Origin of the sequence: Protaetiibacter larvae (assembly GCF_008365275.1) — a bacterium.
Taxonomy (GTDB): Bacteria; Actinomycetota; Actinomycetes; order Actinomycetales; family Microbacteriaceae; genus Homoserinibacter; species Homoserinibacter larvae.
This window is the reverse complement of the sequence record NZ_CP043504.1, coordinates 1565150-1586912: the sequence shown is the minus strand read 5'-3', so window position 1 is coordinate 1586912 and position 21763 is coordinate 1565150. Positions and strand designations below refer to the sequence as shown.

24 protein-coding genes are annotated in these 21763 nt (G+C 70.7%); 5 read left to right on the top strand and 19 right to left on the bottom strand.

All coding sequences use genetic code 11. The features are described 5' to 3' along the window. Nucleotides 1–17 precede the first annotated feature (17 nt). The 13 genes from FLP23_RS07515 to dapA form a co-directional block, all read right to left on the bottom strand. Nucleotides 18–629 carry a regulatory protein RecX gene (locus tag FLP23_RS07515; protein WP_168200404.1) on the bottom strand — a complete coding sequence of 204 codons (612 nt, stop codon included), beginning with the start codon at nucleotides 627–629 and terminating at the stop codon, nucleotides 18–20. A 16-nt stretch (nucleotides 630–645) separates the two neighbouring features. Further along, the gene (gene recA / locus FLP23_RS07510) at nucleotides 646–1725 is read right to left on the bottom strand and encodes a recombinase RecA (protein WP_149325282.1); all 1080 of its coding nucleotides are present in this window, start codon (nucleotides 1723–1725) and stop codon (nucleotides 646–648) included. A gap of 263 nt (nucleotides 1726–1988) precedes the next feature. Next, complete coding sequence (locus FLP23_RS07505; RefSeq protein ID WP_149325281.1) at nucleotides 1989–2216, bottom strand: DUF3046 domain-containing protein; 228 nt, start codon at nucleotides 2214–2216, stop codon at nucleotides 1989–1991. 3 nt (nucleotides 2217–2219) lie between these two features. Beyond that, on the bottom strand, nucleotides 2220–2528 hold the full coding sequence (locus FLP23_RS07500) for a helix-turn-helix domain-containing protein (protein WP_149325280.1): 309 nt from the start codon (nucleotides 2526–2528) through the stop codon (nucleotides 2220–2222). A gap of 138 nt (nucleotides 2529–2666) precedes the next feature. Beyond that, complete coding sequence (locus tag FLP23_RS07495; protein ID WP_149325279.1) at nucleotides 2667–3170, bottom strand: CinA family protein; 504 nt, start codon at nucleotides 3168–3170, stop codon at nucleotides 2667–2669. Further along, complete coding sequence (pgsA, locus tag FLP23_RS07490; protein WP_149325278.1) at nucleotides 3167–3763, bottom strand: CDP-diacylglycerol--glycerol-3-phosphate 3-phosphatidyltransferase; 597 nt, start codon at nucleotides 3761–3763, stop codon at nucleotides 3167–3169. The genes FLP23_RS07495 and pgsA overlap by 4 nt, the downstream gene beginning before the upstream one ends. 76 nt (nucleotides 3764–3839) lie before the next feature. Then, nucleotides 3840–6536 carry a DNA translocase FtsK gene (locus FLP23_RS07485; protein WP_149325277.1) on the bottom strand — a complete coding sequence of 899 codons (2697 nt, stop codon included), beginning with the start codon at nucleotides 6534–6536 and terminating at the stop codon, nucleotides 3840–3842. A gap of 73 nt (nucleotides 6537–6609) precedes the next feature. Beyond that, nucleotides 6610–7842 (bottom strand): ABC transporter permease, encoded by a 1233-nt coding sequence (locus tag FLP23_RS07480; RefSeq protein WP_149325276.1) that lies wholly within the window; start codon nucleotides 7840–7842, stop codon nucleotides 6610–6612. After that, complete coding sequence (locus FLP23_RS07475; protein WP_149325275.1) at nucleotides 7839–8564, bottom strand: ABC transporter ATP-binding protein; 726 nt, start codon at nucleotides 8562–8564, stop codon at nucleotides 7839–7841. The genes FLP23_RS07480 and FLP23_RS07475 overlap by 4 nt, the downstream gene beginning before the upstream one ends. A gap of 2 nt (nucleotides 8565–8566) precedes the next feature. Then, a complete protein-coding gene (locus tag FLP23_RS07470; RefSeq protein ID WP_246139931.1) occupies nucleotides 8567–9520 on the bottom strand; it encodes an efflux RND transporter periplasmic adaptor subunit in 954 nt (317 codons plus the stop codon). A 224-nt stretch (nucleotides 9521–9744) separates the two neighbouring features. After that, nucleotides 9745–10452 (bottom strand): hypothetical protein, encoded by a 708-nt coding sequence (locus FLP23_RS12370; RefSeq protein WP_210413810.1) that lies wholly within the window; start codon nucleotides 10450–10452, stop codon nucleotides 9745–9747. A 46-nt stretch (nucleotides 10453–10498) separates the two neighbouring features. Beyond that, entirely contained in the window at nucleotides 10499–12175 is a 1677-nt protein-coding gene (locus FLP23_RS07460) for a ribonuclease J (protein ID WP_149325273.1), read from the bottom strand. A 9-nt stretch (nucleotides 12176–12184) separates the two neighbouring features. Further along, nucleotides 12185–13162, bottom strand: coding sequence for a 4-hydroxy-tetrahydrodipicolinate synthase (dapA, locus tag FLP23_RS07455; protein ID WP_149325272.1), 978 nt, complete (start codon nucleotides 13160–13162; stop codon nucleotides 12185–12187). A gap of 90 nt (nucleotides 13163–13252) precedes the next feature. On the opposite strand from dapA, the gene FLP23_RS07450 reads away from it, so the two are divergent. After that, the gene (locus FLP23_RS07450; RefSeq protein WP_149325271.1) at nucleotides 13253–14311 is read left to right on the top strand and encodes an AI-2E family transporter; all 1059 of its coding nucleotides are present in this window, start codon (nucleotides 13253–13255) and stop codon (nucleotides 14309–14311) included. A gap of 204 nt (nucleotides 14312–14515) precedes the next feature. Here FLP23_RS07450 and FLP23_RS07445 read toward each other — a convergent pair whose 3' ends face one another. Then, nucleotides 14516–15376, bottom strand: a complete 861-nt coding sequence (locus FLP23_RS07445) for an endonuclease domain-containing protein (protein WP_149325270.1) — start codon at nucleotides 15374–15376, stop codon at nucleotides 14516–14518. 378 nt (nucleotides 15377–15754) lie between these two features. Further along, nucleotides 15755–16453, bottom strand: coding sequence for an FAD-dependent thymidylate synthase (gene thyX, locus FLP23_RS07440; protein WP_149326241.1), 699 nt, complete (start codon nucleotides 16451–16453; stop codon nucleotides 15755–15757). Between the two features lie 163 nt (nucleotides 16454–16616). Here thyX and FLP23_RS07435 point away from each other — a divergent pair, with 163 nt between their 5' ends. The 3 genes from FLP23_RS07435 to FLP23_RS07425 all read left to right on the top strand — a co-directional run bounded on the left by FLP23_RS07435 (nucleotide 16617) and on the right by FLP23_RS07425 (nucleotide 18043). Next, nucleotides 16617–17042, top strand: a complete 426-nt coding sequence (locus FLP23_RS07435; protein WP_149325269.1) for a TlpA family protein disulfide reductase — start codon at nucleotides 16617–16619, stop codon at nucleotides 17040–17042. Between the two features lie 22 nt (nucleotides 17043–17064). Further along, nucleotides 17065–17553, top strand: coding sequence for a DUF4395 domain-containing protein (locus FLP23_RS07430; protein ID WP_149325268.1), 489 nt, complete (start codon nucleotides 17065–17067; stop codon nucleotides 17551–17553). 64 nt (nucleotides 17554–17617) lie between these two features. Next, nucleotides 17618–18043: an OsmC family peroxiredoxin gene (locus FLP23_RS07425; protein WP_149325267.1), complete on the top strand. Its 426-nt coding sequence runs from the start codon at nucleotides 17618–17620 to the stop codon at nucleotides 18041–18043. Here FLP23_RS07425 and FLP23_RS07420 read toward each other — a convergent pair. Then, complete coding sequence (locus tag FLP23_RS07420; protein WP_210413808.1) at nucleotides 18018–18476, bottom strand: tetratricopeptide repeat protein; 459 nt, start codon at nucleotides 18474–18476, stop codon at nucleotides 18018–18020. The two genes, FLP23_RS07425 and FLP23_RS07420, sit on opposite strands and share 26 nt — an antisense overlap. Next, nucleotides 18473–19228 carry a 4-hydroxy-tetrahydrodipicolinate reductase gene (gene dapB, locus FLP23_RS07415; RefSeq protein WP_149325266.1) on the bottom strand — a complete coding sequence of 252 codons (756 nt, stop codon included), beginning with the start codon at nucleotides 19226–19228 and terminating at the stop codon, nucleotides 18473–18475. Before dapB ends, FLP23_RS07420 begins: the two co-directional genes overlap by 4 nt. Nucleotides 19229–19267: 39 nt before the next feature. Between dapB and FLP23_RS07410 the strand changes: the two genes are divergently transcribed. Continuing rightward, entirely contained in the window at nucleotides 19268–19726 is a 459-nt protein-coding gene (locus FLP23_RS07410) for a GNAT family N-acetyltransferase (RefSeq protein WP_246139930.1), read from the top strand. Nucleotides 19727–19730: 4 nt separating this feature from the next. Here the strand turns inward: FLP23_RS07410 and FLP23_RS07405 are convergent, their stop codons facing one another. Next, entirely contained in the window at nucleotides 19731–20333 is a 603-nt protein-coding gene (locus FLP23_RS07405; protein WP_149325265.1) for a histidine phosphatase family protein, read from the bottom strand. A gap of 12 nt (nucleotides 20334–20345) precedes the next feature. Beyond that, on the bottom strand, nucleotides 20346–21701 hold the full coding sequence (locus FLP23_RS07400) for a M16 family metallopeptidase (protein WP_149325264.1): 1356 nt from the start codon (nucleotides 21699–21701) through the stop codon (nucleotides 20346–20348). Between the last annotated feature and the right edge of the window lie 62 nt (nucleotides 21702–21763).

The following is a 21763-nucleotide window of genomic DNA, read 5'->3' as shown; positions in this document are numbered from 1 at the left end:
GCGGTTCGGCGGCGCGGTCAGCGGAAGCGGACGACGGGGCGCGGCGAGCTCGCGGGGAGCGCCTGCTCGACGGCGGCGCGCACGGTGCTTCCCGAGTAGCCCCGGCGGGCGAGGTAGCCGCTGAGCCGCCGCACCGCGGTGTCCCGGTCGAGCCCGCCCAGTTGGCCGGCCCGCTTGCCGGCGAGCTCGCGGGCTCGGGCGAGTTCGTCGCCCGAGTCCACGAGTTCGAGTGCGTAGGCGATCGCCGACGGCACGAGCAGGCGCCGGGCCAGTTCCGCGGCGATCGCCGTGCGGCCGAGACCCTTGCGCTCTTGCAACGACGCCACCAGGTCCTGCGCGAGTGCGGAGTCGTCGACGAGACCGTAGGCGCTCAATCGGGCGAGCTCGGTGCCGATGGCGTCCTCGCTGAACCCCTTGTCGCGAAGCACCCGCTCCACCTCGCGGCGGGAGAGGGCGCGCCGCGCGAGGGCGCGCTGCGACGCCTCGGCGGCGCGCGCGAGTTCGTCGGAGAGCCCGTTCGCGAGCAAGCTCTCGATCTCGTCGCACTCGGAACGCGGCTCGTCTGCCGAGTCAGACGCGCTCCCGAAGAGGTAGCTGACCGGTGCGAGCCGGTCCTCGGTGCCGTCCATCCGGGTCATCGGACCGCTACTCGCCCGACGCCTTGCGAGCGGCCAGCTTGCCTTCGAGCGACTCGACGTTCGAGGCCTGCGCCTGGGCGGCCTTGGCCGCGGCGCCGATGCCGAGCTTGGCGAGGATCTTCTGCTCGATCTCTTCGGCGACCTCCGGGTGCTCGAGCAGGAAGTTGCGGGCGTTCTCCTTGCCCTGGCCGAGCTGGTCGCCGTCGTAGGTGTACCAGGCACCCGACTTGCGCACGATCTCGTGCTCGACGCCGTAGTCGATGAGGCTGCCCTCGCGCGAGATGCCGACGCCGTAGAGGATGTCGAACTCGGCCTGCTTGAAGGGCGGCGCCATCTTGTTCTTGACGACCTTCACGCGCGTGCGGTTGCCGACGGCATCCGCGCCGTCCTTGAGGGTCTCGATCCGACGGATGTCGAGGCGCACCGAGGCGTAGAACTTGAGCGCCTTGCCGCCGGCAGTCGTCTCGGGGCTTCCGAAGAACACGCCGATCTTCTCGCGCAGCTGGTTGATGAAGATCATCGTGGTCTGGGTCTGGTTGAGACCGCCCGTGAGCTTGCGGAGCGCCTGCGACATGAGGCGCGCCTGGAGACCCACGTGGCTGTCGCCCATCTCGCCCTCGATCTCGGCGCGGGGCACGAGCGCCGCGACGGAGTCGACGACGATGAGATCGATCGAACCGGAGCGCACGAGCATGTCGGCGATCTCGAGCGCCTGCTCACCCGTGTCGGGCTGCGAGACGAGGAGCGCGTCGATGTCGACGCCGAGCTTCTTGGCGTAGTCGGGGTCGAGCGCGTGCTCCGCGTCGATGAAGGCCGCGATGCCGCCTGCCCGCTGGGCGTTGGCGATCGCGTGAAGCGTGAGCGTGGTCTTGCCGGAGGACTCCGGGCCGTAGATCTCGACGATGCGGCCGCGGGGAAGCCCGCCGATGCCGAGGGCCACGTCGAGGGCGATGGAACCGGTGGGGATCACGGCGACGGGCGCGCGCTCGTCGCTGCCGAGCCGCATGACGGTTCCCTTGCCGAACTGGCGGTCGATCTGTGCGAGGGCGGTCTCGAGGGCCTTCTCGCGGTCTGCTGGGGTAGGCATCTGCCCGGTCTCCTTCTGTGTCGTGTTCCATGCGCCCATCGGCTGCCATCCCTGCGTGAACCGATGCTGCCGGGTTCGCGCTCTCGTGACAGGGCTGTCGTCTCCGGGGGAGGACGCGAGCGACGTTACGCGCGCCGTCCGACATCGCTGCGGATCGACGGGCGGAACTGTCGATCGATGTTCTTCGACGGATCCTGTGGAGGAGACTACTCAGAATCGAAACGATGTTCGATACACCTCGCGGCGTGTCGCGCGCGAAAGCGTCAGTGCTTCCGAGGCTGCGGCAGTCCCGCGCCGTGCCAGCGCTCACGCGGCACGTCCTGCGAGCGGCACAGCGCGATCCACACCTCAGAGGCGGGAACCCCCGCCGTGAGCGCGGCCTCGGGCGTGCGGTTGCCGAGCTCGAGCACGACCGTCTCGGTCACGAGGACACGACCGAACCCCGGACCGAACTCCTGGTCGACGGCGCGACGGAATTCGCTGTTCTTCACCGACTAGCGGACGGCGAAATCCGCGTCGAACTCCGCCACGAGCTCGTCGGGCAGCGTGTCGGGGACGGTGCTGAGACCCTCGAGCACCGAGAGGCGGTCGCCCACCTCGCGCATGATCACCGAGATCGGGGTGTCGAGAGCGTCCGCGACCGAGGCGAGGATCTCCGAGCTGGCCTCCTTCTGGCCGCGCTCCACCTCGCTCAGGTAGCCGAGAGCGACACTCGCGCGGCTCGCGACCTGGCGCAGCGTCATCGCCTTCTGAAGACGGAAGTCACGGAGGACATCGCCGAGTTCCTGACGAACCAGAACCATGTGGTGTTCCTCCATCTCCTGCTGACCTGCGGGTCCGACCGGGTGGCCCAGGCTACCTGGTCGTTGCAGAAACTCTAAATCCTGCACGCTTGGATCCCGCCGTGAAGTCACCACATGTAACGAGATCGAAACCGCCATTTATTCCGAGGGAACGATCCCCAGTTGCGCGGCGAGGAGCTGCAAGGCGGCTTCGACGCTCGCCTCGCGGACGGCGGGCCGATCTCCGACGATCAGCAGACCGGATGCCTGCGCGTCGTCGGCGGTCGCGAGCGCCACCCACACGGTTCCCGGCGGGTGGCCGTCCTGCGGATCGGGTCCGGCCACGCCCGTCGTCGCGAGCCCGTAGTCGGCCGGTCGACCCTCGAGCGCGAGTTGCTCCCGCACCCCGCGCGCCATCTGCCGTGCGACCTCGGCGTCCACCGCGCCGCGCTCGGCCAGCAGCGCCTCGTCGACATGCAGCAGGACCCCCTTGAGCTCGGTCGCGTAGGCCACCACTCCCCCCGACACGACCACCGAGGCGCCCGGGACGTCCACGAGCGCGGCCGTGAGCATCCCCCCCGTGAGCGACTCGGCGACGGCGACCCGCTCCCCGCGCCGGGCGAGTTCCGCCACGATGCGCGTGGCGAGCGGGCGGGCGCTCACTTCGGCGCCCGGCTGACGCGCCACGCGCTCCAGAGGTACTCGACGCCGCTGACGACCGTCAGCACGAGCGCCGCGCCCATGAGCGTCCCGTTGAGCCAGAGCACCCAATCGCCCAGGAACGTCCACAGCGGCGTGAGGGCGAACGACACCGCCACGGCCTGCACGACCGTCTTGATCTTGCCCAGCCAACCGGCCGGGATCACGCGGTTGCGCAGCATCGCGAAGCGGAAGATCGTGATGCCGAACTCGCGGACGAGGATGACGATCGTCACCCACCACCACAGCTCCCCCACGACCGAGAGGGCGACGAGCGCGGCGCCCACGAGGATCTTGTCGGCGATCGGGTCGACGAGCTTGCCGAAGTCGGTCACCAGGTTGCGGCTGCGCGCCAGGAAGCCGTCGACGGAGTCGGTCGTGATGGAGAGGATGAACAGCACGGCCGCGACCCAGCGCCACACTCCGAGCTCTCCGCCGTCGAGCACCATGAGCCACACGAACACGGGCGCGAGCAGGATGCGGACGACCGTGATGATGTTGGCGATGTTGCCCATGCTCGCCGGTGTCTCGCCGGGGCTCACCACGCGACCGCGCATCGGATTCGGGCGTACCGCCTCTGGGATCGCGGCGTCGGGGGCAGGGTCGGGTACCGGATCCGAGACGGCCACGTCGTCACTCCCTGCCGGTCAACCCCCAGGCGTCCTCGTCTGAGGGGCCCTCCTCGACAGGATAGCCGTCGAACTGCGCCTCCACGGGGTCGATCGGGGCCGCGCTCGGCGCGGGCTCCCCGCGCAGCTGCGCGAGCACCACGGGCAGTTGCTCGGGGGTGACGAGCACGTCACGCGCCTTCGACCCCTCCGACGGCCCGACGATCTCACGCGACTCCATGAGGTCCATGAGGCGGCCGGCCTTCGCGAAGCCGACCCGCAGCTTGCGCTGCAGCATCGAGGTGGAGCCGAACTGCGTGTTCACCACGAGCGTCGTCGCCTCGAGCAGCAGCTCGAGGTCGTCGCCGATGTCGGCATCCACCTCGCGCTTCTCGACGACGACGGCGACGTCGTCGCGGTACTCGGGCCGAGCCTGGTCGGTGACGTGCTTGACGACCGCGTGGATCTCGTCCTCGGTGACCCAGGCGCCCTGCACACGGATCGCCTTGGACGCGCCCATCGGCAGGAAGAGGCCATCGCCCTGCCCGATGAGCTTGTCGGCGCCCGGCTGGTCGAGGATGACGCGGCTGTCGGTCATGCTCGACACCGCGAAGGCCAGGCGGCTCGGCACGTTGGCCTTGATGAGTCCGGTGACGACGTCCACCGACGGCCGCTGCGTCGCGAGCACGAGGTGGATGCCGGAGGCGCGGGCGAGCTGCGTGATGCGCACGATCGAGTCCTCGACGTCGCGCGGGGCCACCATCATGAGGTCGGCGAGCTCATCGACCACGACGAGCAGGTAGGGGTAGGGCTGCAGCACCCGCTCGGATCCGGCGGGCAGCACGATCTCGTTCGCGAGCACCGCGCGGTTGAAGTCGTCGATGTGACGGAACCCGAACGACGCGAGGTCGTCGTAGCGCATGTCCATCTCCTTCACGACCCACTGCAGCGCTTCGGCCGCCTTCTTGGGGTTCGTGATGATGGGGGTGATCAGGTGCGGGACGCCCTGGTACGCGGCGAGCTCGACGCGTTTGGGGTCGACGAGCACCATCCGCACCTCGGCGGGCTTGGCCCGCATGAGCACGCTCGTGATCATCGAGTTGATGAAGCTCGACTTGCCGGAGCCGGTGGATCCCGCGACCAGCAGGTGCGGCATCTTGGCGAGGTTCGCGACGACGAAGCCGCCCTCGACGTCCTTGCCGAGCCCGATCGTGAGCGGATGGTTCGACTTCGCGGCGGAGCCCGAGCGCAGCACGTCGCCGAGCGACACGATCTCGCGGTCGCGGTTGGGGATCTCCACCCCGATCGCGCTCTTGCCCGGGATCGGCGAGAGGATGTTGACCTCGTTCGAGGCGACCGCGTAGGAGAGGTTGCGGCTGAGCGCGGTGACCCGCTCCACCTTCACCCCGTGGCCGAGCTCGATCTCGTAGCGGGTGACCGAGGGACCGCGCGTGAAGCCCGTGACCTTCGCGTCCACCTGGAACTGGGTGAGCACGCTCGTGATGGCGGCGATCATCTCGTCGTTGACGGCGGTGCGCGCCTTGGGCGGGGTGCCGGCGCCGAGGATCGAGGCCGCGGGCAGCCGGTAGGGGCGCTTGGCGGGCGCCGGTCGGGCGGCCGGGGCGTCGACGAATTCGCCGGCCGCGCCCCGCTCGCTCGCGGAGTCGGGGAACCCGGGCAGCAGTCCGGCGTCGTCGCGCAGGGCGGTCGCGCTCTGGTCGATCTCCCCCGTGAACTGCTTCACGGCGTCCTCGGCGCGCACGAGCTCCTCGAGCAGCTCGACGTCGAAGTCCGCTGCGGCGTGCAGCGGCTCCACGACCTCGGTCTCGAGCTCGCGTCCGAGCACCGGGGTGTCGAAGGCGGGCGCCTCCTCGCGGCGCTTGCTGCGACGCCACCACGGCATCGAGCTGGGGTCGTCGGGTTCGAAGCCGAGATCCGAGAGAGTGCCGAGCTCGACGGTCGAGGTGGCCGTGCGGGCGGCTTTGGCGGGCTTCTCGGCGGGCTCCGGCAGCTCGGCGCCGAACAGGTAGGCGTAGAGCTCCCGCAGGCGGTGCCCGATCCGATTCGGCGGAGTCTTGGTGAGGATGAACAGCGAGAGGGCCAGCACGAGGAACGCCAGGATCCCGGCGAGCCATGCGGCGCCGATGGTCACGAGCGGCCAGGTGACGACCCAGCCGACGATCCCGCCGCCGGCCGCGAGCTTCGCCGCGCCGTCGGAGGGGGCGGGCAGCCCGCCGAACACCTGGCAGAGCGCCGCCATGCTCGACAGCAGCAGCACGAGGCCGACCCCGAGGCGTCCGTTGTCGTGCACGCTCGAGGGGTGGCGGAACAGCCACACCGACAGCAGCAGCAGGATCACCGGCAGGGCGAACGCGACGCGGCCCAGCAGCCCTCCGAAACCGAACTGGTCGAGCGCACGCGCGACATCCGATGCGGGGGCGAACCACTCGATGACGGCGACGCCGATCGCGAGCACGAAGAACAGGAAGGGCACGCCGTCGCGGCGCTCCTCCTTGGCGAGCGACTCCTTGCCGAACAGCCGCGCCCCGGCGCCCACGGTGTGCGCGAGCGCCATCCACACGACCGTCAGGATCCCCGGCTTCTCGGCGGGCGCGGCGGGCAGCTTCTTGGTGCCCTGCGGCCCGCGGCCGGTGTTCGAGCGCGACGAGGTGCTCGCCGTGCTGCGGGCGCGCGCAGCTGTCGACCGGGTGCTCGTGGCCATGCGATCACGCTATCCGCGCACCCCGACACCGCCCGGGAGGCGCATCGGCGTGCCTCTCGGCGGCATCAGGGTCTTACAGACGGATGGCGTCGATGACCTTGACCCGCACGGCGACCAGCGCGGGCAGCAGCCCGGCGAGCGCCCCGACCGCGGTCGCCGAGACCAGACCGACGACGGCCGCCTCGACGGGGAAGGCCGGCACGTCCTGCAGGTAGTCGTCGAGCCACCCGGTGACCCAGGGGTTCTTGATCACGGCGACGGCGATCATGACGCCGATCGCCCCGGCGAACGCCGTCGCGACGACCGACTCCATCATGACCGAGAAGAACACCCTCCCCGCGGTCGCGCCGAAACTGCGCCGGATGCCGATCTCGCGGATGCGGTAGCGCACCGTCACGAGGGCGATGTTGAGCAGGCCGAGGGCGCCCAGCAGCAGCACGAGCCCGGCGATGGCGGCGACCGCGATCTTGAGCACGAGGAGCGGATCCTGGTCGGAGTACGCGAGGTAGTCGCTGCGGTAGAGGTCGACGTGCCAGCCCTCGCCGAGGGCGGCCGAGACCTCCGCGGAGATGCGCTGGCTGAGCTCATCGGCGGCCTCGGGCGGCAGCCACATCTCGAAGTTGTAGTACCGCTGCTCGGGCGGGGTCTCCGAGAGCCGCGCCTCGCCGAAGGCGTCCCCCAACATGAACGACGAGAAGTCCATGCCCTGCGTGCCGGGCGGCGACTCGGTGATGCCCGTGATGACGAGGGTCACGTTGCGCTCCGGCGTGAGCACCTCGAGCGTCGGATGCGTGCGCAGATCCGGGGAGCCGATGTGCTGCCACAGATCGCTCGAGACGATGACGGCGGGGGCGAGCCGCCTCGCGTCGCGATCGTCGAACCAGGCGCCGGCCATCATCCGCAGGCGGTGCATCGCCGCATAGGGCTGATCGACGACCTGCACCTGTAGGCCATAGACACCGTCCGCGAGCTGCACGCGCACCGAGTCGCCCGTGTTCCGGGACAGGTAGTGGATGTCGTAGCGCGCGGCGGCCTCCTCGAGCGTCGCGCCGATCACCTCAGGTGGGGCCTGCTCGCCCGTGTACGGCTGGTAGGCGTTCACCTGATAGGTCGCCGGACGTCCGTTCCAACGCTCCGACTGCTCGGTCTGCACCTGGGTGGCGATGCCGCCGCCCGCGACGACGAGGGTGAGCGCCGCCACCGCGACGCCCACACCGATGAGGCTCAGCAGCACACGTGTGCGGTTCACGCGCAGCTCCGCCCACGCCTCCACGATCGAGCCGACGAAACCCGTCCAGAGCCTCACAGCGTGACCCCCTCGGAGGCGAACTGCGCGATCGCGACCGCGGCGACCGGTGAGAGCACGCCCTGGTCGAGGCGGTAGTGCCGTCGGGCGAGGGCGGCGATGTTCGGATCGTGGGTGATCGTGATGAGGGCCGCCCCCGTGGCCTCGGCCACCCCGTCGAGGAGCGCCATGACGCTGGCGCCGGTCTCGACGTCGAGTGCGCCCGTGGGCTCGTCGGCGAGGATGAGGCGCGGTCCGCGCACGAGGGCGCGGGCGATCGCCACCCGCTGCTGCTCGCCGCCAGAGAGCCGATCGGGGGTCGAGGAGAGCCGGGCACCGAGGCCGACGCGTTCGAGCATCTCGGTCGCCAAGCGCTGCCGCCGCCAGAACTGCCGGCCGGAGGCGTAGAGCAGCGGGGTCATCACGTTCTCCAAGGCGGTCCTGCGGGGCAGCAGGTTGAACTGCTGGAAGATGAAGCCCACATCGCGTCCGCGGCGACGATCGCGCGCACCCATCCGCAGCTTCTCGAGCGGGACGCCGTCGAACTCGAGTCGACCGCTCGTCGGGGTGTCGATGAGGCCCAGGATGTTGAGCAGCGTCGACTTGCCGCTTCCGGAACGGCCGACGATGCTCACGTGCTCGCCCACGTCGACCTCGAGGTCGACGCCGCGCAGGATGTCGAGCCGGGCGCCGTCGGGGAGCTCGACAGTGCGGGTGACACCCTCGAGTCGAAGGAACGCCACGGTCAGCCTCCGACGCCGACGAAGGCGCCGTTCTGCGTGTCGGCGGGGGCGCCGGGCACGAACTGCAGCACCGTGTCGCCCTCGTCGAGCCCCGACGCGACCTCGACGAGCGTGCCGTCCGAGATGCCGAGGGTCACCTCCCGCGTCTCCGGCTCACCGGTGGCGCTCGAGACGTAGACGACCCCGGTGCCGCTGCCGCCCTCGACCGCGGTGGTCGGCACGACGAGCACATCCTCGGCGACGCCGCCCGCGATCGTCACCTTCGCGGCGAGGCCGGCGAACACCTTCACGTCCGAGGGGACGGCGCAGCGCACGGTCGCGACCGCGGTCGAGCCCGCGCCGGGATCCGCACCCGACGCCGTGGAGCTCGGCGGCGGTGCCGCGGTGATCGTGAGCCCCGTGCAGGTGAACGGCGCGGGTCCGCCCGTGATGGCCACCTCGGCCTCGGTCGGCTGGGTGGTGAGCCGGTACTGCTGCGCGGGCGCGATGCTCGCGACGACCGAGAAGGTGGGCGGGGCGACCTCGACGATCGTCTCCCCCACGCCGACCTGCTGGCCGACGATGAGCTCGAAGCTGCTGAGGGTGCCCGAGGCGGGCGCCTTGAGGATCGACCACTTGTTGGTGCCGTCGTCGTTCATCCCCCGGATCTGGGCGAGCTCGGCTCCGGCGTCCACCCACTGGCCGGGGGCGGCCGACACCTTCCGGACCTCGCCGGAGATCGCGGCGCGTCCGGGGATCGCCGCGTCGGCCGCGATGGTTCCGTCGACCGTGACGTCGTTGTGGATGGTTCCCCGCTCGACGGACACCGTGGGCTCGGCAATCGCTCCCGTGGGGAACTCCGGTGCGCTCTCCTCGCTCGCCTCGGCGAAGAACGCGAGCTTCACGAGCGCGGCTCCGATCACCGCGAAGATGACCATCCAGATGATCGGGAAGATCCACCTGCGTGCAACGCCCACGCGTGCCCCCATTTCCGACGTGCCGATGGCCGCGTCACGGCGACGCGGCCCCTTCGATGCAATCAGGAGCGAGGCGGTCGGGCATCCCAACGTTTCGGAAACCGTGAGCGTCGCTCCGTTGTCGAGCGTAGGGGCGTCGGCGCGGAAACGACGTCATCCTCGGGGCGGATTCGGGGGAGACTCGGGGACGAGTCGGGGGCGGGTCGGGGTGGTCCCTGACTCGATCAGACCGGGCAGGGCCCGCCGCCGTCGCCGCCGGCGATGCCACCGGCCTCGTGCTCGGTGGATCCCGCCCACATGAACAGAACCCGGCCGGCCTGCTCGGGCGGCCAGTACCCGCCGGTGTCCTCCTCGGCGACCTCGATCGAGATCCGGCGATCGCCCTCCTCGAGGACGTACACGGTCGAGATGTCGAAGTGGTTGATGGTGGCCGTGGGCGTCGGATACGCGGCCTCGACCTCGGCGCGCGTCGAGCCGATGCCGATGCCGGCCGCCGTGCGCACGTCGGAGAGCACCCGGACCGCGGCGACCGGGGCGTGCTCGACGCCACCCTCGGTCGTCAGGAAGAAGGCGAACGGCGGCCCGTACTCGTGCGGGGATCCGGCCTCGGTCGACTGCCAGTACCCGGCCCACGGCTCGCCCTCCGCGATGCCGGAGTCCGCGCATCCTGTCGCATTCCAGGTGACGATCGCGAGCGCCGGATCCGTGCCGGGCACCGGCTCGCCGATCCGCACCTCGCCGATGCCCTGCGGCGTCAGCACGAGCTCGGCGAGCGGCGGGCGCGTCGGGGTGGGGGTGGGCGTCTCCTCGGGACTCGCGCTCGGCGTCCCGCTCGGCGCCGCCGAGGGCGCCGGCGCGGGCGTGGGAGCGCACGCGCTCAGCGCGAGTGCAGCGGCGAGGGCGAGCGCCCCGAGGCGCGCGAGGGTGGGCATGGCTCACGCTATCGGGAGTGGTCGCGCCGAGGCCAGGCGCCCGGCGTCACGCTTCGATGACGACCGGGATGATCATGGGGCGGCGACGGTGCTGGGTGTTGACCCAGCGACCCACCGTGCGCCGCACCGCCTGGCTGTAGCCGTGCTGGTCGGTGACACCGTTGCGGGCGGCCTCGGCGAGCGCCGCGACGATCTGCGGGCGCACGTCGTCGAAGACCGACTCGTCCTCCGCGAAGCCGCGCGCCTGGATCTCGGGGCCGACGATGACCTTGCCGGTCTGGCGGTCGATCGCCACGAAGATCGAGATGAAGCCCTCCTCCGCGAGGATGCGGCGGTCCTTGAGATCGGCGTCCGTGATCTCGCCCACCGTCGAGCCGTCGACGTACACGTAGCCCACATCCAGCTGCCCGACCACGTTCGCGACACCCTCGTGCAGGTCGAGCACGACGCCGTTCTCCGCCACGATGGTGCGCTCGCGCGGCACGCCCGTCTCGACGGCGAGCTCGGCGGATGCCGTGAGCTGGCGATACTCGCCGTGCACCGGGAACACATTCCTCGGCCGGATGATGTTGTAGCAGTAGAGCAGCTCGCCCGCGGCCGCGTGACCCGAGACGTGCACCCGGGCGTTGCCCTTGTGCACGACGTTCGCGCCGAGCTTCGTGAGCCCGTTGATGACGCGGTAGACGGCGTTCTCGTTGCCGGGGATGAGGCTCGAGGCGAGGATCACCGTGTCGCCCTGGCCGACCTCGATGCGGTGGTCGTTGTTCGCCATGCGCGCGAGCACCGCCATGGGCTCGCCCTGGGATCCGGTGCTCATGAACACGATGCGGTCATCCGGCAGCTCGAGCGCCGTCTTGAGGTCGACGAGCACCCCGTCCGGCACCTTGAGGTAGCCGAGATCGGCCGCGATCCCCATGTTGCGCACCATCGAGCGGCCCACGAGCGCGACGTGCCGCTCGTTGGCGACCGCGGCATCCAGCACCTGCTGCACGCGGTGCACGTGGCTCGAGAAGCTCGCCACGATGACCCGGCGGGGCGCCTTGGCGATCACCCGCTCGATCGTCGGGCCGATCTCGCGCTCGAGCGCGGTGAAGCCCGGCACGTCGGCATTGGTCGAGTCGGGCAGGAACAGGTCGACGCCCTCCTCGCCGAGCCGCGCGAAGGCGCGCAGGTCGGTGATCCGGGCGTCCAGCGGCAGCTGGTCCATCTTGAAGTCGCCCGTGTGCAGCACGAGGCCCGCCGCCGTGCGCACGACCACCGCGAGCGCGTCCGGGATCGAGTGGTTCACCGCCACGAACTCGAGCGCGAACGGACCGAGCTCGGTGTGCTCGCCCTCCGCCACCACGCGGGTGATCGGCGCGACGCGGTGCTCCTTGAGCTTCGCCTCCACGAGCGCGAGGGTGAGCCGCGAACCGTACAGCGGGATGTCCTGGCGCAGCTTCAGCAGGTAGGGCACCGCCCCGATGTGGTCCTCGTGGCCGTGGGTGAGCACGACGCCCAGCACGTCGTCGAGACGGTCCCGGATGGCGGCGAAGTCGGGCAGGATCAGGTCGACGCCCGGCTGGTGCTCCTCCGGGAACAGCACGCCCACGTCGACGATGAGAAGCTTGCCGTCGATCTCGTAGACGGTCATGTTGCGACCGATCTCACCGACCCCGCCCAGTGGGATCACCCTCAGGACTCCGGGGGTGAGGGCAGGCGGATCGTAGACGTCGATGGCCATGCGGCCTCCTTAGCGGGTGGTGCCGGCGATCTTCGGGAGCGCGCCACCGGCGGCCGCGTTGCGGTCCGGCCGGAAGTTGCTGAAGTCGACGCCGTCGATGTGTTTCACGAGTGCCAGCTCGTCCTCGATGAGCGCGGCCTCCGACTCCTCGGGGCCGACGAGCGGGAGCCTCACGCGGGGGCTCGAGATGCGCCCGAGTCCGTGCAGGATGTACTTGGTCGCCACCGTGCCGGGCACGTGCGTCATGGTGGCGCGCACGAGCGGCTCGAGGGCGCGGTGCGCCTCGGTCGCGGTGCGCAAGTCGTTGCCGTTCACCGCGTCGATGATCGTGCGGTACGGGGCCGGGGCGATGTTCGCGGTCACGCCGATGAGACCCGTGCCGCCGATCGCGAGCGTCGGGAGCGCGTTCGCGTCGTCGCCCGCGAAGTACAGCAGCTCGGTCTGGTTGAGCACCCGGCTCACCTCGGAGAGGTCGCCCTTGGCGTCCTTCACGGCCCGGATGTTGGGGTGCTTCGCGGCGCGCAGAATCGTCTCGTACTTGATGGGCACGCCCGTGCGTCCGGGGATGTCGTAGAGGATCACCGGCAGATCGGTGGCATCCGCGACCATCCGGAAATGGGTGAGGATGCCCGCCTGGGTGGGCTTGTTGTAGTACGGGGTGACGACCATGACGCCGTCCGCCCCCGCCTTCTCGCTCTTCTTGTAGAGCTCGATCGCGTGCGCGGTCTCGTTGGAGCCGCCGCCCGTGATGACCTTCGCGCGACCCGCCGCCACATCCTTCGCCACCTCGACGAGGCGCACCTTCTCGGGGTCGGTGAGGGTCGAGGTCTCCCCCGTCGTGCCGGTGACGACGATGCCGTCGGCGCCGTGGGTGATGACGTGGTCGACGTGCTTCTCCACGTCGGCCCAGTGCACCTCACCGTCGGCCGTGAACGGAGTCACGAGCGCGACGAGCACCTGTCCGAAGGGATTCTCTGGCGACGACACGGTCTACAGGCTAGCGGGTGGGCCTCCCCCTCTCGCACCTCTCGCGCCGCGCGGCCTAGGGTGAGCACCAGCATCCGGAAAGGGACCGACATGAACCCCACGCCTCGCCTCCTGCAAGCGGGACCGTTCCGCTTCGGATTCATCGCCGCCACCGGCGTGCTCTTCGCCCTCGCGCTCGGCTTCGCGGTCGCGTCCCTCGCCCAGGCGCTCACCCTCATCTTCCTGGCGCTGTTCATCTCGCTCGGGCTCAACCCCGTGGTGAAACGCCTGGAGCGGCTGCGGGTGTCGAAGGTGTGGGCGCTCGTCATCGTGATGGCGGGGTTCCTGCTGCTCGTCGCGCTTCTCGTATGGCTCGTCGTGCCGGTCGTGATCGAGGAGTTCGGACGACTGATCGACTACCTGCCGGCAGGGCTCGATCGGATCGAGGACCAGCCCTGGTTCGAGTCGCTCGACGAGACGCTCGGCGGGGGTCTCACGACCTTCGTGGGGTTCCTGCAGCAGACGGTCGCCGATCCGGCGTTCTGGGTGACGGTGGGCGGCGGGGCGCTGCGGATCGGGCTGGGCGTCGTCAACGGGGTGTTCAGCGTGATCTTCGTCGTCGCCCTCACTCTCTACTTCGTGATCGGGCACGACCAGATGAAGGAGGTGCTCGTGCGGCTCGTGCCGGCCAGCAAGCGGGTGACCTTCCGCGACCTCGCCGACCAGATCATCACCTCGGTCGGCAAGTACCTGAGCGGCATGGTGATCCTGGCGATCCTGAACGCGGTGTTCACCTTCCTGCTGCTCACGGTGCTGGGGGTGCAGTACGCGGGGCTGCTGGCGGCGCTCGCACTGCCGATCACCTTCATCCCGCTCGTCGGTTCGGTGATCTCGCTCGTGATCTGCTCGACGGTCGCGCTGTTCACCTCGCCGACGGTCGGGCTCATCGCCTTCATCGGGCTGCTCGTCTACGTGCAGATCGAGGCCTACGTGCTGACGCCGCGGATCGTGGGGCGGGCCATCCAGATCCCCGGATCCCTCGTGCTCATCGGTGCGCTCATCGGCGGCACCCTGCTCGGTCTGCTCGGCGCGCTCGTCGCGTGCCCGATCTCGGCGTCCCTCGTGCTCATCGTCAAGAAGGTCGTGATGCCCGCGCAGGACGCCCGCTGACCCTCGCTTGGACGCTCTCCCCGCCTGCCCTGTCCCAAATCAAGGAGTCGAGCAACCCAAATCAAGGAGTTGACGTTACTGGCGGGGATGGAGTGGCGCGAGTGGCGTGTCCTGCCCGTCGGCTCCTTGATTTGGGTTGCTCGACTCCTTGATTTGGGACGGCGGATGGGGCGGCGGGATGGCGGGGACACCGCGCGCCCGGGCTCAGTTGGCGTCGCCGCGGGCGATGGCCGCTCGAATGGCGGCCTCCACCTGCGGCCAGTCGAACATGATCTGCTGGTACGAGAATCGCAGGATGCGGAATCCTCGTGCGTTCAGCCGCGCATCCCGCGCGTAGTCGCGCTCCCGTTCGTGGAACTCGCGGCTGTCGAGTTCGATGATGAGTCGGTCGCCGAGCAGATTGTCGACCCGATCCGGCCCGATCTGCACCTGCTGCCTCACACGCACGCCGAACATGGGTGAACGAAAGTGGAAAACCGCCTCGGTGATGCTTCCCGACCGAGGTCCGGCCGGGCGCAGCCGGACGGCGAACCCCGCGGGAAGGGTGTCGCAGACCGAGCTCCACTCCTCGGCGCGAAGCATGCCGGCGGCCATCGCCGACTCGGCGGCGACGAACGCGGCCTCCGCGCCGCAGCACAGCGCGAGTTCACGCAGCGCCTGCGGAAGGGACACGAGCATGCGGCTGCCGTCGGCGACCGCGTCCACGTCCGCATCCGTCCAGTGGACCACCGCATCGGGCTGCGGGCCGCGTCGGCGGTAGTCGCGCGGGTCACGCAGTTGGCACGCGTGCGGCCTCACCGCGACGTGCACCTCGCGAACGTGGGCGTGCACCCAGAGCCCGAGGTGTTCGATGAGCGTGATGCAGGTGGCGCGGCCACCGACACGGAGGCAGTCAGCCACGGCGGACGGTGTGTCGGGGAGGATGTACCAGCCCTGCCGGATCCGGCGGATCTCGCCCGTGCGGGTCGCGCGGCGCAGCACCTCGCGGCCGAAGCCGTCGCGATGGAGCTCGTGGGTTGCCGCGAGTCCGCCGCGGCGCCGTATCGCTGCCTGAAGCCGGGTCACCCGGGCCAGTGTTCGCCGGCCTCCGGGCCGTCGTCGCGCGCCGCGCCCGAATCGTGCGCTTCGCCTACCGGACTCCCCTGGGGAGGATCGGACGCCATCCGGAGGTCCCGCCGGGCCTGGTCCGCGAGTCGCCCCGCCGATCCGGCTCCCGAATCCGATCCGGCTCCCGAGCCCGATCCGGCTCCCAAATCCGACCCGGCTCCCAAATCAAGGAGTGGCGCAACCCATCTCACGGAGCTGAAGCGAGAAACTCACTACTTCCACCCCATCCGCAACAGCAGTCACACCGACTCCTTGATTTGGGATGCTCGACTCCTTGATTTGGGAGGCGGCGGGAGGCGGCGGCGGGCTGGGGCGGCGGCGCGAGCGCGGGTGCGGCTAGGGGGCGACGCGGCCGCCGGCCTGGAAGGCGGCGTGGGTGAGCGGCATGAGCTCGGCCCAGATGGACTCCAGCTGCTCGGCCACGAGCTCGATCTCGCGCTGCGGGAACGAGGGGAAGTGGGAGTCGGGGTGCTTCGTCCGCAGCGACAGGAAGTTCATGAGCGAGCGGGCATTCATGGTCACGTACATCGAGGAGTAGGTGGACACCGGCAGCACGCCGCGCGCCACCTCGCGCGCGATCCCGGCGGTGAGCATCCGCTGGTACGCGGCGTAGGCGAACTCGGCCGCCGCCTTCGACTCGGCCACCGCGAGCGCGGTCTGCTCGGGCGTGCCCTCGACGAAATCGTAGGCACCGGGCTTGCCGACCTGCACGAGCCGACGCTCGGGCCCCGGCACATAGAACACCGGCTGCAGCTGGCGGTAGCGACCCGACTCCTCGTTGTAGGAGGCGATGCGGTGCCGCATGAACTCACGGAACACGAAGATCGGCGCCTGCACATAGAAGGTCATCGAGTTGTGCTCGAACGGCGAGCCGTGCCGGTCGCGCATGAGGTAGTTGATGAGTCCGCGGTCGCGATCGGATGCCTCGGTGCCTGCGGCCGCCGCATCGAGCGTCTTCTCGCCCTGGGTCGACACGCGTGCCGCGAACAGCACGTCGGAGTCGTGGGCGCTCGAACGCACGAGCTCGACCGTCATGTCGGAACGGAACTGGATGGGGGTCTGATCGCTCGAGGTCTCCGGCACGGCCTTCACGATATCCGCCGCGGCCGACACCCGCCGACCCGGCACGCCGCCGCCCGCGTCCGTCACGGAATGTCACACTCGCCCGCGCGGGGAACCCGCTGGCTACCGTGTTCGCATGGATCCCTGGGCCGTGTTCGCCGTTCTCGGCGCGCTCGTGCTCGCCTCCACCGTGCTGGGCGTCGTGTGGCGTTCCGGCCAGGGCCGCATCCGCACCTCGACCACCACGGACACCGTCGCGATCGACGGCGTCGAGCTCGGTGACGGTGTGACCCTGCTGCAGTTCTCGAGCGAGTACTGCTCGCCGTGCCGGGCGACCGCGCGCGTGCTCGACGAGCTCGCCACCCAGCGCCACGGCATCGTGCACGTCGAGCTGGATGTGGCGGAGCGCCCCGAGCTCGCGGCCCGCTTCCAGGTGCTGCAGACCCCCACGACCTTCGTGCTCGACGCCGAGGGTCGCATCCGATCCCGGATCGGCGGGGCCGTCCGCCGCGACGCCGTCGCCGCCGAGCTCGACCGCCTGCTCGGCGCCGCCGCCGCCTGACCTCCGTCCCGAAGGAGCACCCATGTCCCGTCCCGCACAGATCGACCCGCGCGGCCCGCGCTTCACCGCATCCGTCACGGCCGTGCTGCTGCTCGTGGGGGTCGGCCTCGGCCTCGCCGACGGCACCGCCGACACGCTCGCGGCGCGCGCCGTGCAGCCCGCGTTCATCCTGCTCGCGGTGCTCGCCGCCCTCTTCGTGTGGTCGGCGGCCGCGGGTGTCTCCCGCGGACCGTGGGCCATCGTGTTCCGTCGTCTCATCCGTCCGCGCCTCGCCCCGCCCGCCGAGCTCGAGGACGCCGCCCCGCCCACCTTCGCCCAGGGCGTCGGCGCGTTCGTGACGATCGCGGGCATCATCCTGCACCTCGCGGGCGTGCCGTACGCGATCGTCGTGGCCGGCGCCTTCGCCTTCATCGCCGCCTTCCTCAACGGCGCCTTCGGCTACTGCCTCGGCTGCCAGCTGTACCTGCTGCTCGTGCGCGCGGGCGTCATCCGCAGGACTGCCGCCGCCTGAGGCCGCCGCCTAGAGTGGGGGTGACGGGGCGCCGAGGCCCCGTCCTCGACCGGAGGAGACCCCCATGGCAGTGACGAGCGAAGCGACGACCCTGTGGTTCGGCGACCTGATCCACGGATCGGGAACGACCTCCCTCGACTCGAGCGACGCCGCCGAGTTCCCGGTGAGCTGGGCCGCCCGCTCGCAGGGCGAGGCGGGCCGCACCAACCCGGAGGAGCTGCTGGGGGCCGCCCATTCGGCGTGCTTCTCGATGGCGTTCGCGAACGCCCTCGCGCAGGCCGGCTTCGCGCCGGAGAGCCTTCAGGTGACGGCCGCCGTCACCTTCCAGCCCGGTGAGGGCATCACCGGCAGCCACCTGCTGGTGAGCGCGAAGGTGCCCGGCATCGGCGAGGCGGATTTCGAGCGGATCGCGGCGGACGCCAAGGCCAACTGCCCGGTGTCGCAGGCGCTCGCCGGGATCCCGATCACCCTCGAGGCGAGCCTGGCGTAGCCCGTTCGAGGCGGATCGCCTGCCGCGTCGCCCAGCGCGCGCGGCGGCGGTCGCCCGAGGCGTCGTATGCGAGGGCCAGCCGGAACCAGGCGCGCCAGTCCTCCGGTGCGGCCTCGACGGCCGCCTGGTAGACGGGGAACAGCTCGTCGGCCGCATCCCGCTCGACGCGACCGCTCGATCGGGTCGGCAACTGCTCGGTGGGCAGCGCGTCCTCGGCCTCGAGCCGCCGGGCGAGTCGTTCGGCGCGGATGCCGAAGACGAGCTCCGCGGCGATGAACCCCGCGCCGATGAGCGGCAGCACGAGCAGTGCGACGCCCATCGTCACCGCGATCGGCACCCCGGTGCCGATCAGCTGGATCGCGTAGTTGACGGCGAACACGAGGTAGATCACCAGCAGCACGGCCATCACGGCCGCGCCGATCCGCGCGCTCACAGCCGATCGAGCCCCAGAAGCCGATCGAGCCCCAGCAGGCTGTCGAGCCCGACGACGAGGCCGCGGGTGGTCGGCAGGGCACGGAGCGCGAGCAGGATCCCGGCCTCGTAGGAGGCGTCCGAGACGGTCTGGTGCCGGATGCGCAGGGTCTCCCCCGTTCCGCCGAACACGACCTCCTGCTCGGCGAGGATGCCGTCCATCCGCAGGCTGTGCACGGGGACGCTCGCGACCTGCTGGCCGCGGGCGCGCTGGTCGGCGTGCGGGGCGGAGACCGGGCCGCGCTCGGCGCGGGCCTCGGCGATGAGTTCGGCTGTGCGGATGGCGGTGCCCGACGGCGAGTCCGACTTGCCGGCGTGGTGGGCCTCGATGATCTCGATGGAGTCGAAGAAACCGGCCGCGATCGTCGCGAGGCGGGTGGCGAGCACCGAGCCGAGCGAGAAGTTCGGGATCACGATGACGGCCGCGCCGTCCAGCCCGTCGACGCGGGTGCGCACCTTGGCGAGCCGCTCGGCGGTCCACCCGGAGGTGCCGACGAGCACCGGGATCCCGCGGGTCACGGCTGCCTCGACGACCTCCGGCGAGACCGCGGGCACCGTGAGGTCGAGCACGAGGTCGGCGCCGTCGATCGCCTCGATCGGATCGGCGGATCCGATGCGCGCATGCACCGTGAAGTCGTCGCTCGCCGCGATGAGCCGCGTCGCGAGGGCTCCCATCCTGCCCGCCGCACCCACGACGGCGACCGAATACGCCATGCCGCAAGCCTATCGGCGTGCCCGCCCTAGGCTGGTCGGGTGGATCCCGCCTTCCGCGTCGCGTCGGTCGACGACGCCGACGCCCACGAACTGCTGAGCGAGTACTTCCGGATGCGGGTGCACGGCTTCGACACCGAGGGCGGCTACCGCATCGTCTTCCCGGATCCGGCGCGCTTCGTCGAGCCGGCGGGGGTGTTCCTCGTGGCGGAGGCCGAGGGGCGTGCGGTGGGGTGCGGCGGCATCCGGATGCTCGATGCCTCGCGTGCCGAGGTGAAGCACCTCTACCTGCGCGACGAGGTGCGCGGTCGCGGCTGGGGTCGGCTGCTGCTCGCGGAGCTCGAGGAGCGCGCGCGGCGCCTGGGTGCGAGCGAGTCGGTGCTCGACACCAACGCGACCCTCGAGGCGGCGGGCTCGCTCTACCGTTCGAGCGGCTACGACGAGGTGGAGCCGTACAACGACAACCCCAACGCGAACCTGTGGTTCGCGAAGGCGCTGTAGCGGCTCAATACGGCTGCTCGACCGTGAGCCCCGTGCGCAGCTCGGGCGGCAGGTGACCGAGGTCGTTGTGGGTGACGAGCACGGCGGGCTTCGCCGAACGCACCCGGATGATGGTGAGGCCGCAGTTGGCCTGGTTGACCCCCAGCCAGCGCCAGCTGGCCGCGCCGAACACCTCGCGCACGAACCAGCCGATCACGAAGCTGTGCGTGATGAGCAGTTCGTGGCGGTCCTCGCGGGTCGGGCTCAGCCACTCGGCCACGGCATCCGACATCTGCGCCTCGCCCGCCTCGATCTGCTCGCGGGTGACGGATCCGAAGAACGACTCCCAGGCGTGCGGCAGTTCCGGTGTGGGGCCGGAGGGGATGCAGTCCATGAGCAGGGCTGAGGGTTCCGGCTCGAGCGCGGGCAGCCGCTCGGTCATGATGCGGGCGGTCTCCTGGGCGCGCTGCAGGGGCGAGGTCCAGGCGTGGGTGAAGGGCACCCCGCCGAGCCGCTCGGCGATGGCCCGCGCCTGGCGAACCCCGCGCGCCGAGAGCGGGCCGTCCGGCAGGCCGTATTCGGCGTCCTGCTGCTCGCCGTGGCGAACCAGATAGAGGAATCGCGACATCTGAGACCCTTCCTAGGCCGCTGCCGGTTCGCCGTCGAGGCCCGCGAAGGCGGCCGCCTCGACGGGTCCCACGGCCGCGAGGGAGAGCGGACGGTCGGCGAGCTCGGCGGCGAGCACCCGCACCTCGTCCACGGTGACCGCATCGATGCGGCGCAGGGTCTCGTCGAGGTCGGCGAACTCGCCCAGCGTCAGTTCGCTGCGGCCGAGCCGGCTCATCCGGGTGTCGGAGTCCTCGAGGGCGAGGGCGGATGCGCCACCCAGTTGGCCGCGCGCCCGCACGAGCTCCTCGTCGCTGATGCCTGCCGCCCCGAGGCGCCGGAACTCGGCGAGCATGAGCTCGGCGACATCCGCGGCGCGCTTGGGCGAGCAGCCGGCGTAGAGCCCGACGATGCCCGCGTCCGAGTAGCTGGACGCGAAGGAGTAGACCGAGTACGCGTAGCCGCGCTTCTCGCGGATCTCCTGGAACAACCGCGAGCTCATCCCGCCGCCGAGCACCGAGTTGAGCACGGTGAGCGCGGGTCGGCGCTCGTCGGCGGCGGCGAGCCCGGCGACGCCGAGGTAGAGGTTCACCTGTTCGAGCGGACGCGTGACGATCGCGAGGGGGCTGCCGCGCTCGATGAGATCGTGGCGCGGGTCGCGCCGTTCCACGGGTCGTGCGGCGAGGTCCAGCTCCCAGCCGGCTGCGGCGAGCGCCTGGCTCGCGACCTCGACGATGCGGTCGTGGTCGAGTGCGCCGGCGACGGTGATGACGAGGTCGCGCGGGCCGTAGTTGCTCCGGTAGTGCTGCCAGACGGCGTCTCGCGTGACCGCGGAGATGGAATCCGGGTTTCCGCCGATCGGGCGTCCGAGCGGGTGGTCGCCGAAGACCGCCTCGAAGAAGCGCTCCCCTGCGACGTCGCCCGGGTCGTCGTCGGCCATCGCGAGCTCTTCCAGGATGACGCCGCGCTCGCTCTCGAAGTCGTCCGCATCGAGGGTGGACGAGGCGAACATGTCGGCCAGCACCCGCACCGCCATCTCGACATCCTGGTCGCGCACCTTCGCGTAGTAGCAGGTGTGCTCCTTCGCGGTGAGGGCATTGTGCTCGCCGCCCACCGAGTCGAAGGCGACCGCGATGTCGAGCGCGCTGCGGGTACTCGTGCCCTTGAACAGCAGGTGCTCGAGGAAGTGCGTGGAGCCGTAGGTGACCGGCTGCTCGTCGCGCGATCCGACCGCCACCCAGAACCCGACGGTCGCGCTCTGCGAGCCGGGCACCTGCTCGGTGAGGATGCGCACGCCGCTCGGCAGCACGGTGCGTCGCACGAGGGTGCCGCCGGATGCGTCGATGCGGAGTTCCGCGAGGTCGAGGGGGAGCTGCACCGCGCTGTTCATATCGTTCCGAGCCTACGTCATGGCATTCCGGCGTCCTCTCCCCCGGATTGGGGGAAGGCGAG